Source organism: Arthrobacter sp. BE255, from assembly GCF_031457335.1.
Taxonomy (GTDB): Bacteria; Actinomycetota; Actinomycetes; order Actinomycetales; family Micrococcaceae; genus Arthrobacter.
Genome location: NZ_JAVDWK010000003.1, coordinates 391,578 through 404,751 on the forward strand (window position 1 = coordinate 391,578; position 13,174 = coordinate 404,751).

General features: G+C 65.9%; 10 protein-coding genes. 6 read left to right on the forward strand and 4 right to left on the reverse strand.

All coding sequences use genetic code 11. The annotated features are described in order from the left end of the window. Nucleotides 1-16 precede the first annotated feature (16 nt). The 3 genes from sufD to J2X42_RS08165 are packed head-to-tail and all read right to left on the reverse strand — an operon-like array spanning nt 17 to nt 3,611. The gene (gene sufD, locus J2X42_RS08155; RefSeq protein ID WP_310164026.1) at nt 17-1,303 is read right to left on the reverse strand and encodes a Fe-S cluster assembly protein SufD; all 1,287 of its coding nucleotides are present in this window, start codon (nt 1,301-1,303) and stop codon (nt 17-19) included. Nucleotides 1,304-1,305: 2 nt separating this feature from the next. Beyond that, complete coding sequence (gene sufB / locus J2X42_RS08160) at nt 1,306-2,769, reverse strand: Fe-S cluster assembly protein SufB (protein ID WP_131132948.1); 1,464 nt, start codon at nt 2,767-2,769, stop codon at nt 1,306-1,308. Then, complete coding sequence (locus J2X42_RS08165) at nt 2,769-3,611, reverse strand: helix-turn-helix transcriptional regulator (protein ID WP_396134044.1); 843 nt, start codon at nt 3,609-3,611, stop codon at nt 2,769-2,771. The genes sufB and J2X42_RS08165 overlap by 1 nt, the downstream gene beginning before the upstream one ends. A 105-nt stretch (nt 3,612-3,716) precedes the next feature. Between J2X42_RS08165 and J2X42_RS08170 the strand changes: the two genes are divergently transcribed. From J2X42_RS08170 to J2X42_RS08180, 3 genes are read left to right on the forward strand one after another with little or no spacing between them, the layout of a single operon-like run. After that, on the forward strand, nt 3,717-4,685 hold the full coding sequence (locus J2X42_RS08170; RefSeq protein WP_310164030.1) for an ABC transporter ATP-binding protein: 969 nt from the start codon (nt 3,717-3,719) through the stop codon (nt 4,683-4,685). A gap of 2 nt (nt 4,686-4,687) precedes the next feature. Further along, nucleotides 4,688-5,452, forward strand: coding sequence for an ABC transporter permease (locus J2X42_RS08175; protein WP_310164306.1), 765 nt, complete (start codon nt 4,688-4,690; stop codon nt 5,450-5,452). Between the two features lie 7 nt (nt 5,453-5,459). Then, the gene (locus tag J2X42_RS08180; protein ID WP_310164031.1) at nt 5,460-6,404 is read left to right on the forward strand and encodes a COX15/CtaA family protein; all 945 of its coding nucleotides are present in this window, start codon (nt 5,460-5,462) and stop codon (nt 6,402-6,404) included. 385 nt (nt 6,405-6,789) lie between these two features. On the opposite strand, the gene J2X42_RS08185 is transcribed toward J2X42_RS08180, so the two are convergent. Then, nucleotides 6,790-7,752, reverse strand: coding sequence for a heme o synthase (locus tag J2X42_RS08185; protein WP_310164034.1), 963 nt, complete (start codon nt 7,750-7,752; stop codon nt 6,790-6,792). A 521-nt stretch (nt 7,753-8,273) separates the two neighbouring features. On the opposite strand from J2X42_RS08185, the gene tkt reads away from it, so the two are divergent. From tkt to J2X42_RS08200, 3 genes are read left to right on the forward strand one after another with little or no spacing between them, the layout of a single operon-like run. Then, nucleotides 8,274-10,391, forward strand: coding sequence for a transketolase (tkt, locus tag J2X42_RS08190; protein ID WP_310164037.1), 2,118 nt, complete (start codon nt 8,274-8,276; stop codon nt 10,389-10,391). A gap of 23 nt (nt 10,392-10,414) precedes the next feature. Then, nucleotides 10,415-11,530: a transaldolase gene (gene tal, locus J2X42_RS08195; RefSeq protein WP_310164040.1), complete on the forward strand. Its 1,116-nt coding sequence runs from the start codon at nt 10,415-10,417 to the stop codon at nt 11,528-11,530. Between the two features lie 5 nt (nt 11,531-11,535). Beyond that, complete coding sequence (locus tag J2X42_RS08200; protein WP_310164044.1) at nt 11,536-13,170, forward strand: glucose-6-phosphate isomerase; 1,635 nt, start codon at nt 11,536-11,538, stop codon at nt 13,168-13,170. The last annotated feature ends 4 nt before the right edge of the window (nt 13,171-13,174 follow it).

The window sequence follows — 13,174 nt, forward strand, 5'->3', positions numbered from 1 at the left end:
CTGTTCCCGTGCAGTCTCAGTTGTCCGTCAGCGCGAGTTCGCGCTCAACAGCGTCGGTGAGGCGCTCTTCGATTGCCGGTACCTTGATCTGCTGGATGATCTCGTGCAGGAAGCCGCGGACCACCAGGCGGCGGGCAACGTCCTCGGGGATGCCGCGGGCCATCAGGTAGAACAGGTGCTCGTCGTCCAGGCGGCCGGTGGCGCTGGCGTGGCCGGCACCCTCGATCAGTCCGGTTTCGATTTCCAGGTTCGGCACCGAGTCGGCGCGGGCGCCGTCCGTGAGGAGCAGGTTGCGGTTGGCCTCGTAGGTGTCGGTGCCTTCTGCTTCCTTGCGGATCAGGACGTCACCAACCCAGACAGCGTGGGCATTGCGGCCCTGCAGCGCACCCTTGTACAGCACGTTGGACTTGCAGTTGGCCACTGCGTGGTCAACGAACAGGCGCTGTTCCAGGTGCTGGCCGGCGTCGGCGAAGTACAGGCCGAACAGCTCGGCCTCGCCACCGGGAGCGGTGAAGCGTGCGGACGGGGTGACGCGCACCAGGTCACCGCCGAGGCTGACCATCACGTGCTTGAACTTGGCGTCCCGGCCGATCTTCGCCTGCTGCGAGGACGCGTGCACGGCGTCGTCGTTCCATTCCTGGAGGGTGACAACCGTGAGGCTGGCGCCGTCTTCGACGACGATCTCGACGTTCTCGGACACGACGGCCGAACCCTGGTGGTCCAGGACCACAACGGCCTTGGAGAACTTCTCCGCGACGATCACGATGTGCTGGGCCGCGGCCTCCGTCGACGTGCCTTCGATCAGGACGGCAATCTCAGTCTCGGCTTCGAATTCAGCCGGAACCGTGATGACGGTCGCTTCGCTGAAGTTCTCCCAGGCGTTGGCGGACACGCGGTCCTCCGGGATGCCGGCAGAACCGATGCGCTTGTCGCCGCGGGCCACGGTTTCCACCGTGACGCGCTCCGGGCCGCTGACCGTGACGGTGGGAGCCGCGCCGGAAAGGACCTCGCTGTGCAGGCCGCGCAGGCGCTTGAGCGGGGTGAACCGCCAGTCTTCCTCAAGGCCGGTGAGCGGCTTGAAGTCCGCCAGCGTGTAGGAGGTCAGGCGTCCGGCGCGTGAGCTGTCCGGGATGCCCACTCCGCCGCCGTGCGAGTGGCTCTTGACCGCTTCGCCTGCCAGCGGGGCCTTGGAGGCGTTCGCATTGATCGGAGACAGGCTTTCGCCCTCTTCCGTGAAACCGTCAATAAACGGCTGGGCTGAGGGCGCGCCGATGCGTGCCTTTTCAGTAGTGATTTCAGTCATCGTTATCCGACGGACCCTTCCATCTGCAGTTCAATCAGGCGGTTCAGCTCAAGTGCGTACTCCATCGGGAGTTCGCGGGCGATGGGCTCGATGAAGCCACGGACGATCATCGCCATGGCCTCGTCTTCGCGCATGCCGCGGGACATCAGGTAGAAGAGCTGCTCTTCGCTGACCCGGGAAACAGTTGCCTCATGGCCCATCACCACGTCATCCTCGCGGATGTCGATGTACGGGTAGGTGTCCGACCGGCTGATGGTGTCCACCAGCAGCGCGTCGCAGCGGACGGTGTTGGCAGAGTGCTTGGCACCTTCACGGACCTGGACCAGGCCACGGTATGCGGCACGGCCGCCGCCGCGGGCCACGGACTTGGAGATGATGGAGCTCTTGGTGTTCGGCGCGATGTGCACCATCTTCGAGCCAGTGTCCTGGTGCTGGCCGGCGCCGGCGAAGGCGATGGACAGGGTCTCACCCTTGGCGTACTCGCCCACGAGGTAGACGGCCGGGTACTTCATGGTGACCTTGGAGCCGATGTTTCCGTCAACCCATTCCATGGTGGCGCCTTCTTCGCAGATGGCACGCTTGGTCACCAGGTTGTACACGTTGGTGGACCAGTTCTGGATGGTGGTGTACCGGACGCGGGCGCCCTTCTTGACGATGATTTCGACCACGGCGGAGTGCAGCGAATCCGAGGTGTAGATCGGCGCCGTGCAGCCTTCGATGTAGTGGACGTAGGAGTCCTCGTCGGCGATGATCAGAGTGCGCTCGAACTGGCCCATGTTTTCCGTGTTGATGCGGAAGTATGCCTGCAGGGGAATGTCCACGTGGACGCCCTTGGGGACGTACACAAAGGATCCGCCGGACCAGACGGCAGTGTTCAGCGAGGCGAACTTGTTGTCGCCCACGGGAATAACGGTGCCGAAGTACTCCTGGAAGATCTCCGGGTGCTCGCGCAGCGCCGTGTCAGTGTCCAGGAAGATGACGCCCTGGGCTTCGAGGTCCTCGCGGATCTGGTGGTACACCACCTCGGACTCGTACTGTGCGGCGACGCCGGAGACGAGGCGGCTGCGCTCAGCTTCCGGGATGCCCAGTTTCTCGTAGGTGTTCCGGATGTCCTCGGGCAGGTCTTCCCAGGTGGCGGCCTGCTTCTCGGTGGAGCGGACAAAGTACTTGATGTTGTCGAAGTCGATGCCGGAGAGGTCTGCACCCCAGGTGGGCATGGGCTTGCGGTCGAAGTACTTCAGGCCCTTCAGGCGAAGGTCCAGCATCCACTGCGGTTCGCTCTTTTTGTCCGAAATATCACGGACTACTTCGTCGTTGATACCGCGACGGGCGTTGGCGCCGACATCGTTCTTGTCGGACCAGCCGTACTCGTACGTGCCGATGCCGTGGAGCTCGGGATTCTTTTCCAGAATCTCCGAGATCACAGTGTCTTCGGCTACCGCTTTCTCTGATAGTTGGTCCGTCATCACGGCCTTTCTTGCTGATGGTTGGTTACTTCATCCAGGCTGGCGGGGGCTGTTTGCGGGACGTTCGGTCCGCCGGCAGCCAGCCGGCCTGTGGGTATGTGGGTTGTGCAAACGTGTCCGCCGCGCGCGAGCGTGGACAGGCGGCGTACGTCAACGCCTACCAGCCGGGAGAACAATTCAGTCTCCACATCGCAGAAGACCGGGAACTCGGCGGCGAGCTGCTGGATCGGGCAATGGCCCTGGCACAGCTGGACGCTGGACAGCGCTGCCGGCAGCGGCGCCTTGGCCTCAATCGACGCGGCAGAGGCCACAAAGCCGTCGCGGCTGAGCGCCTCGGCGAGTACGCTCGCACGTGCAGTGATGTCCGGTCCGGCCTTCTCGATCTCCGGTGCGTAGCGGCGTTCCATTTCGGCGAAGCGTTCGACGGCGAATTGGCGCACAGCCTCTTCGCCCGCCACTGCCTGGAGCTGCTTGAGCGCGAGGGTGGCGATGTCGAGGTAGTCATTGCCCAGTGACGACTGGCCCTGGGAACTCAGGACGTAGCGGCGGGCTGGCCGGCCAGCGCCGGCCCCGGCCTTGGCGACGCGTTTGACCTCAATGACGCCGCTGCGGGACAGATGGTCCAGGTGGCGGCGGACTGCCGCGGGCGTAAAGCCGAGAAGGTCGCCAAGTTCAGCCGCGCTGACTGGACCGTGCTCCAGGACTGCCCCAAGGACCCGGTCGCGGGTACGCTCGTCTGCATCGGCCACCGGAACGGCAGCGATGTGGCCGCGCTCAGCGGAGGCGCGCGGCGCCCCGTGCCCGGCAAAAGGCACAGCGGTAGCATTGGTCATGGAATACACAACACAATCATGTCGTAATTTACTCCCCCGTTCCAGTAAGGCGAGGCTGACCTGCATTGCCATCAGTATCCTCGGGCCAAGTACTACATCGCGTAGAATGCTGGGGTGCGTTCCCCCCAATCCCCGGTTCTGTCCATCAGCGGGTTAATTAAGGATGTTGGTCCGCTGGCCACCCTGGACGGAAAGATGCTCCGGGTGGTGAGCGGCGTTTCCCTCGTCGCCGAACGTGGCCAGGTCACCGCCCTCCTCGGCGCGAACGGGGCAGGCAAGACCACCACTATCGAGTGCGCCCAGGGCCTGCAGACCCGCAGCGGCGGGTCGATCTCGTTGCTGGGCCAGGACCCTGCCCTGGCAGGCGCCGACCTTCGCGCCCGCGTGGGTGTGATGCTGCAGGACGGCGGCCTCCCGCCGTCGGCCCGTCCCATCCCGCTGCTGCGGCACATCGCCGGGATGTATGCCAGCCCCCGGCCGGTGGACGAGCTGGTTGAGCGGCTGGGCATTGATACGTTCAGCAGGACCTCGGTCCGGCGGCTCTCCGGCGGACAAAAGCAGCGGCTGGCGCTGGCCGCCGCGCTGATCGGCAACCCCGAGGTACTTTTCCTCGATGAGCCCAGCGCAGGCCTGGACCCGCAGTCACGGCAGCTGGTGTTTGAACTGATCGCCGAACTCCGGGACTCCGGGATGGGCATCATCCTCACCACGCACCTCATGGACGACGCCCAGCGGCTGGCGGACTATGTCTACATCATCGACGCCGGACGGAACGTCGCTGAAGGCACCGTGGCCCAGCTGCTGCAGCGGGACCCCGCCGTCGAATCCGGCACCGAGCATATCCGGACCCTGTTCTTCGAGGCCCCCGCCGGGCTGGACCTCACCGGTGTCCTCCCGGAGGCGATCGCCGTCAGCGAAACACGTGCCGGCAGTTACGTTGCCACCGGCCCGCTGACGCCCCAGGACCTCGCGTCCCTTGCCGCATGGTGGGCCGCCCACGGCGTCATGCCCGGCTCGCTGAGCCTGGAAGCGCGCAGCCTCGAAGACGTCTTCCTGGACATTTCCGGAAAGGACATCCGATGACAATGCCCCCCATCGCTGCTCCGGGCCAGGCGCCCGCACCCCTGCTGCGCCGCATCCTGCTGCAGGGCAGGTACGAATCACTGACGATGCTCCGGAACGGCGAGCAGCTGATCCTGGCAGTGGTCCTTCCCCTCCTGGCCCTGGTGGGCCTGACGGTGACCCCCCTGCTGGACGGACTGGGCGGAAGCCGCGTCAACGTCGCCGTCCCCGGGATCCTTGCGCTGTGCGCCATGTCCACGGCCTTCACCGGCCAGGGCATTGCCACCGGCTTCGACCGCCGGTATGGGGTCCTGCGTTTCCTCTCCACCACCCCGCTGGGCCGCACCGGGCTCATTGCAGGCAAAGTACTGGCAGTGCTGGCGGTGCTCGCCCTCCAGGTTGTGGTGGTCACGGCCGTTGCCCTGCCCCTCGGCTGGACCCCGCCCGCAGCAGGCTGGCTGCCCGGCCTCGGGCTGCTGGTCCTGGGCGCCGCAGCGTTTACTGCCTTGGGGCTCCTGGTGGCAGGAACCGTGCGTCCTGAAGCGACGCTCGCCATTACCAACCTGCTGTGGATCCTGCTCGGCGCGCTGGGCGGAATCGTCATTCCTGCCGAGCGGCTGCCTTTGGCCGCGCAGGGAATAGTTCACTACCTGCCTTCGGGCGCACTCGGGGAGGCCCTGCGCGAGGCTTTCCTGCTCGGCACCATCGACGTCGGTGCCGCCTTTATCCTGCTGGTCTGGACGGTTCTTGCCGGAGCAGCAGCCATCCGTTGGTTCAAGTGGAATTGAGATATCCGTGAGCACGGCTTCACGCCTCCCCCAGTTCGCCGGACGCCTGGCGGCCCGGCTTCCCCGTTCAGTTGATGCCCGGGTCAGGCGCCTGGCGGTGGCTTCCCTCATCGGACAGACGCTGCTGGTTGTCACCGGCGGCGCCGTCCGGCTGACAGCCTCTGGGCTGGGCTGCCCGACCTGGCCGCGCTGCACGGACACGTCCCTGGTGAACACCCCGGAAATGGGGATCCACGGTTTCATCGAATTCGGTAACCGGCTCCTGACCTTCGCCCTGGCCGCGGTCGCCGTCCTGATGCTGGTGTATTTGTGGAACCTGCGCAAGGAACGCCGGGACCTGTTCCTGCTGGCCCTGGGCCTGCTGGCCAGCATCCCCGCACAGGCCGTGATCGGCGGCATCACCGTGCTGACAAACCTCAACCCGTGGGTGGTGGGGCTGCACTTCCTGGTGTCCATGGCACTGGTGGTCATTGCCACGCTTCTGATTAACCGGGCCTATGGGCGCACCGGCCGCTTCGCCGCCCTCCCGCTGCCCGCGTTGCCGGGCGTGCTGCGCCCGGTAAGCGCCGCCGTCGCGCTTTTCTCCGCTGTGGCTGTGATGCTCGGAGTGGTGGTCACCGGTGCCGGCCCGCACGCCGGCGATGCCGACGCGCCCCGCAACGGCCTGGACTGGGACCTGTTCTCCCACGTCCACGCCGTGCCCGCATACCTGATCACGGCCGGAACGCTGTTCGCGCTGGTGCTGGTGTTTGCGCGCCGGATTACCGGACCGTTCCGGACGTCCGTGATCCTGCTCCTGGCGGTCACGCTGCTGCAGGCCGTTATTGGCTTCACCCAGTACTACAACGGCATCCCAGCGCTGCTGGTGGGGGCGCACATGCTGGGGGCCGCCCTGCTGATGAGCTCGGCTACCAACGCCGCCGACGTCGCCCGTTCCAGCCCCCTGAAGTAGCCGAGCGCAGGCCCAGCCGCACAACAAGGCCTCGCGACAAACCCAGCGACCTGAAGTAGCCGAGCGCAGGCCCACCACGCAACAAGGCCTCGCGACAAACCCAGCGACCTGACCGGGCGCCCCGGTTCCTACGAACCGGGGCGCCTCCCGTTAACACGACGCTCTATCAGATCCTGTCGGTTTGCCGGCGACGCTCTATCAGATCCTGTCGGTTTTCCGCGGACGCTCTATCAGATCCTGTCGGTTTTTCGGCGACGCTCTATCAGATCCTGCACAACGCAAAACCCTCCCCACCAGTTCAGAGTGAGAGAGGGTTTCGAATTTTCCGGCAGGAAGTGCAAGAGCGTCGGGTAAAAACCTGCAGGAAGTGAGAGAGCGTCCGGGGTTAGCTGCCCATGACTGCCGGGCCCACGAAGGGGTCGACGGCGAGGGCGATGAAGAGCAGGGTCAGGTAGCTGATGGAGCCGTGGAAGACCTTCATGGCGCGCTTGTCCGAGATGTCCTCACGCTGTGCGCGGTTGTACAGGGAGTGTGACTCGTACAGGAACCAGGCACCGGCAAGGACCGCCGTGGCCGTGTAGACCCAGCCGGCGCCGCCGGCCGGAACCATCAGCAGTGAGCAGGCCACCATGGCCCACGCGTAGAGCACCACCTGGACCGACACCACCTTGGCCCCCGCGATGGCACCGAGCATGGGTACGTTGGCGTTCCGGTAGTCCTCGCCGTACCGCATGGACAGCGGCCAGTAGTGCGGCGGGGTCCAGAGGAAGATCACCATGAACAGGATGACGGCCGGCCACTCCACGGAGTTGGTCACCGCGGCCCAGGCGATCAGCACCGGGAAGCAGCCCGCGGCGCCGCCCCACACAATGTTCTGTGCCGTGCGGCGCTTGAGGATGATGGTGTAGATGACCACATAGAAGAAGATGGCGCCCAGTCCCAGCCAGGCGGACAGCGGATTGGCGCCGAACCACAGGATCGCGATGGCGGCCGCGCCGAGGACCCAGGAGAAAATGAGGGCTTCGCGCGGCGTGACCTCGCCGGTGACGAGCGGCCGGTTTTCTGTCCGGTGCATCAGTTTGTCGATGTCACGGTCGATGTAGCAGTTAAAGGCTCCGGCGCTGCCTGCCGCGAAAGCACCGCCGACCAGCGTGGCCAGGATCAGGCCAACGGAAGGGAAGCCGCGTTCCGCGTAGATCATGGTGGGCAGCGTGCTGACCAGCAGCAGCTCGATGACGCGGGGCTTGGTGAGGGCGAAATACGCCTTGGCTTTGCGGGCCAGTCCGGCTCCCCCTCGGGCGCGGGAAGCGTTCAGCGGCGTATCGGTTGTGCTCACGGTGGCGGTCACCCGTTCTGTTTGGCAAGTCTGTCTGTCGGTGCAGCTGTCAGTAGCGGCCTTTACCCGGGCAGCCCGCCAATGGTCATCAGAAGTAGGTCCCGGCAACGCCCTTTGGTCCCCCGTGAACCCCTTGAGGAGCACGGCTACCCGGCGTCAGCCTCCAAATATCATACCGTGCGCATTTGTAACAGAAGCCCCGCCAATAGGCCCTGGTGATCGCTCGGGGGGCGATTCGAGCAGATTAACTCAACCTCACGGAATGCCCATTCACATAAGGGGAAATTGCGTCCAAAACGTGAGATTTGGGCCTCCCAACTGCTGGAATGGAGCTAAGCTGTCACCAGATCAGCACGCAGCGAAGAAGCGGTGGAAACCGCATTCCCACTTTCGGCTTGTGGCTGAGTGATAGATCAACGTTTCGATGGTGAACGGCTGGTACACACCAAAGCGGGCACCCCAGCGTGCCTCCATGCGGATCCCGTGTACCGCCTGCCGTCAGCACAGAGAGGGGCCCGGTTTTCGTGCCACATTTGGAAGAGCAAGAACTGTCATGGACCAGCTTGGACCAGCGCGCGGTGGACACCGTCCGCGTTTTGGCCGCAGACGCCGTGGAGAAGGTTGGCAACGGCCACCCCGGCACCGCCATGAGCCTCGCGCCTGCCGCATACCTTCTCTTTCAGAAGCTCATGCGCCACGACCCGCGGAATCCTGACTGGATCGGCCGCGACCGTTTCATCCTGTCCCCGGGCCACACGTCCCTGACGCTGTACATCCAGCTGTTCCTCTCCGGCTACGGCCTGGAGCTGAAAGACCTTGAGGCACTGCGCACGTGGGGCTCACTGACCCCGGGCCACCCCGAGTACAAGCACACCGCCGGCGTCGAAATCACCACCGGCCCGCTGGGCCAGGGCCTGGCGTCGTCGGTCGGGTTCGCATACTCGCAGCGCCGGATGCGCGGCCTGTTCGACGCCGATGCTGCCGCCGGCGAAAGCCCGTTTGACCACACCATCTGGGTCATAGCGTCCGACGGCGACCTCCAGGAAGGCGTCACGGCTGAGGCTTCCTCGCTGGCCGGCCACCAGGAACTCGGCAACCTCGTGGTTGTCTACGATGAGAACCACATCTCGATCGAGGACGACACCGACATCTCCTTCACCGAGGATGTCCTCAAGCGCTACGAGGCCTACGGCTGGCACACGCAGCGCGTTGACTGGACCAAGACCGGCGAATACGTCGAAGACGTGCAGGAGCTGTACTCCGCACTGCTCGCCGCCAAGGCTGAGACGTCCAAGCCGTCCATCATTTCGCTGCGCACCATCATCGGCTACCCGGCGCCCAAGAAGCAGAACACGGGCAAGATCCACGGTTCCGCACTGGGTGCCGAGGAAGTCGCAGGCCTCAAGGAGGTCCTGGGCTTTGATCCCGCCAAGTCCTTCGAGGTTGACCAGGAAGTCCTGGCCCACGCCCGCTCGGTCGTGGACCGCGGTGCCGCTGCCAAGAAGGAATGGGAAGAGTCCTTCAACGCCTGGCAGGCAGCCAACCCGGAAGCCGCAGCGCTCCTGCAGCGCGTCGAAGCCCGTGAACTGCCCGAGGGCCTGGACGCTGCTCTGCCCGTATTCCCTGCCGGCAAGGACGTCTCCACCCGTGCCGCGTCCGGCAAGGTGCTGAACGCGCTGGGCCCGGTCATGCCGGAACTCTGGGGCGGCTCCGCCGACCTCGCCGAGTCCAACAACACCACCATCGAGGGTTCGCCGTCGTTCGTGCCTGCCTCCAAGCAGACCGACGCCTGGTCCGGCAACCCGTACGGCCGGGTGCTGCACTTCGGTATCCGTGAGCACGCTGCGGCCTCCATCGTGAACGGCATCGCCCTGCACGGCAACACCCGTGCGTTCTCCGGAACGTTCCTGATTTTCTCCGACTACCAGCGTCCGGCGATCCGGCTCGGTGCCCTCATGGGTGTCCCGTCGCTCTACGTATGGACGCACGACTCCATCGGCCTGGGCGAAGACGGCCCCACCCACCAGCCGGTGGAACAGCTGGCCTCCCTGCGCGCCATCGTGGGCCTGGACGTCGTCCGCCCCGGCGACGCCAATGAGGTTGCTGCGGCATGGAAGACCATGCTGGAGAACCACGAAAACCCGGCCGGCATCGTGCTGACCCGCCAGAACATCCCCACCTACGCCCGTGGTGAAGGAGCAGCCGACGGCGACACGTTCGGTTCCGTCGCCGGCGTCGCGAAGGGCGGCTACGTCCTGGCCGAAGCGTCCAAGGACGGCGCCACCGTTCCCGCCGACGTGATCCTCATCGGCACCGGCTCAGAGGTCCAGCTGGCAGTCCAGGCCCGCGAAGCCCTCCAGGCCGAAGGCATCGCCGCCCGCGTTGTCTCCATGCCGTGCGTCGAGTGGTTCAACAAGCAGGACGCCGCCTACCGCGAGTCCGTGCTCCCCGCCGCCGTCAAGGCCCGGGTATCCGTCGAAGCCGGTCTGGCCCTGGGCTGGAGGGAATTCGTCGGCGACGCCGGCCGTTCCATCAGCCTCGAGCACTACGGCGCTTCCGCTGACTACAAGCGCCTTTTCCAGGAGTTCGGCATCACCGCGGAGGCTGTCGCCTCCGCCGCCAAGGACTCCCTCGCTGGCCTGCAGGCCTGAACCAGATTCCAGGAGATATCAAAATGACTACCCCCACTCAGCAGCTCTCCGACGCCGGAGTTTCCATCTGGCTCGATGACCTTTCCCGCAGCCGCCTCGAAACCGGCACGCTGCGCAAGCTCATCGAAGAGAAGAACGTCGTTGGTGTCACCACCAACCCGTCCATCTTCCACGCCGCCATCACCTCAGGCACGGACTACGACGCCACCATCGCGGCCCAGGCCGCTGCCGGTGCCAGCGTCGAAGACACCATTTTCGAAATCACCACCACCGACGTCGCCGACGCCTGCGACCTGTTCGCACCGGTCGCCGCCGCGACCAAGGGTGTTGACGGCCGCGTGTCCATCGAAGTTGACCCCCGCCTTGCCTGGGACACCGCCGGCACCATCGCCGAAGCGAAGCACCTGTACAAGAAGGTCAACAAGGACAACGTCCACATCAAGATCCCGGCAACCCTCGAAGGCCTGGAAGCGATCACCGCAACCCTCGCCGAGGGCATCAGCGTCAACGTGACCCTGATCTTCTCCCTCGAGCGTTACCGCGCGGTCATCAACGCCTTCCAGTCCGGCCTGGAGCAGGCCAAGGAAAACGGCCACGACCTCTCCAAGATCCACTCGGTCGCCTCGTTCTTCGTTTCCCGCGTGGACTCCGAAATCGACAAGCGCCTCGACGGCATCGGCACCGACGAGGCCAAGGCACTCAAGGGCAAGGCCGGCGTCGCCAACGCCCGCCTGGCCTACCAGGTCTACGAAGAGCTCTTCGCCACCGAGCGCTGGGCCCTGCTGGCCGAAGCCGGCGCCCTGCCGCAGCGTCCGCTGTGGGCCTCCACCGGCGTGAAGGACCCGGCTTACCCGGACACCCTTTACGTCACCGAGCTCGTCGCCCCCGGCGTGGTCAACACCATGCCGGAGAAGACCCTCGACGCCACGTTCGACCACGGCGTCGTCACCGGCGACACCGTTTCCGGCACCTACGCCGAGGCCAACGCCACACTGGACGCGCTGGACGCGCTGGGCATCTCCTACAACGAGGTCGTCGCGATCCTCGAATCCGAAGGCCTGGACAAGTTCGTGGCCAGCTGGAAGGAACTGCTGGCCGACGTCGAAGGCGCCCTCGCCGCTGCACGGAAGGCTTCCTAACCCACATGAGCACACTCAGCTACGACGCCACCGGTGCCGCACAGCAGGCACTCGAGCAGCACCTCCCCGCCCTCGTGGAGGACCGTATTGCCACCCGGATTTTCGCCAAGGACCACACACTGTGGGGTCCCGACGCCGAAGCCGAGTCGGCTGTCCGCCTCGGCTGGGTTGAGGCGGCCACCGTCTCCCAGCCCCTGGTTGCGGACATTCTGGAACTCCGCGATGCCCTCAAGGCAGAAGGCGTGACCCGGATCGTGCTTTGCGGCATGGGCGGCTCCTCGCTCGCTCCCGAGGTCATCGCCGGCACCGCTGGCGTCGAGCTGACTGTGCTGGACAGCACGGACCCGGACCAGGTCCGTGTTGCCCTGGCTGACCGGCTGGCCGAGACCGCGATTGTGGTCTCGTCCAAGTCCGGCTCCACCCTGGAAACCGATTCGCAGCGCCGGATCTTCGAGCACGCCTTCACCGAGGCCGGACTTGACGCAAAGAGCCGCATCATCATCGTCACCGATCCCGGTTCCCCGCTGGACAAGGCCTCCCGCGAAGCCGGCTACCGTGCCGTCTTCAACGCGGACCCCAACGTCGGCGGGCGCTACTCGGCGCTCACCGCCTTCGGCCTGGTCCCCTCCGGCCTGGCCGGCGTGGACATCCAGGCCTTCCTGGATGAAGCTGAGGAAGCCGCCGAAATCCTCAACGACGACGCCGCCGAGAACATCGGCCTGGCCCTCGGAACCGCCCTCGGCGGAACCAGCCCGCTGCGCAACAAGATTGTCATCGCCGAGGACGGTTCCGGCATCGTGGGCTTCGCTGACTGGGCCGAACAGCTCATCGCGGAATCCACCGGCAAGCTCGGCACCGGCGTCCTGCCGGTCGTCGCCGGACCCGCCTCTCCGGAGGTCACCTCCGGCGCGGCTGACGTCCTGGTGGTGCGGCTGGTAGCTGCCGATGCCGACGTCGAGCTCGGTGAAAACGAAGTTGCCATCGCCGGCGGCCTTGCCACCCAGATGATGGTGTGGGAGTTCGCCACCGCCGTGGCCGGACGCCTGCTCGGCATCAACCCGTTCGACCAGCCGGACGTGGAGGCCGCCAAGGTCGCCGCCCGGGGCCTGCTCGACGCACAGCCCGAGCCGACGCCGGCCGCTTTTGTGGACGGCGCCATCGAGGTCCGCGGCGGAGACTGGCTTGGCGGAGCGGCCACGACTGAAGAAGCCGTCCGTGCTCTGCTGGGTACTCTCGAGTCCGACAGCTACCTCAGCGTCCAGGCATACTTCGACCGCCTCGCGTTTGCGCAGCTGGAGGGCGTCCGGGACGAGCTCGCAGCAGTGAGCGGCCGCCCTGTCACCTTCGGCTGGGGTCCGCGCTTCCTGCACTCCACCGGCCAGTTCCACAAGGGCGGCCCCGCGATTGGAGTCTTCCTCCAGGTCACGGCGGCTCCCGCGGAAGACCTGTCCATCCCGGACCGTCCGTTCACCTTCGGGGAACTGATTTCCGCCCAGGCCGCCGGCGATGCCCAGGTCCTGGCCGGGCACGGACGGCCCGTCCTGCGTCTGCACCTGACCGAGCGCGCCACCGGCGTGGCACAGCTGCAGGAGATCATTGCAGCGCTTGCCGCCCGGTCAGCGTCCGTCACTGAAAGCTAAGGCA

Excerpts from the sequence above, each read along its gene's own strand:
- sufD (WP_310164026.1), bottom strand. The coding sequence starts at position 1,303 with ATGACTGAAATCACTACTGAAAAGGCACGCATCGGCGCGCCCTCAGCC.
- sufB (WP_131132948.1), bottom strand. The coding sequence starts at position 2,769 with ATGACGGACCAACTATCAGAGAAAGCGGTAGCCGAAGACACTGTGATC.
- J2X42_RS08175 (WP_310164306.1), top strand. The coding sequence starts at position 4,688 with ATGCCCCCCATCGCTGCTCCGGGCCAGGCGCCCGCACCCCTGCTGCGC.
- tal (WP_310164040.1), top strand. The coding sequence starts at position 10,415 with ATGACTACCCCCACTCAGCAGCTCTCCGACGCCGGAGTTTCCATCTGG.
- J2X42_RS08200 (WP_310164044.1), top strand. The coding sequence starts at position 11,536 with ATGAGCACACTCAGCTACGACGCCACCGGTGCCGCACAGCAGGCACTC.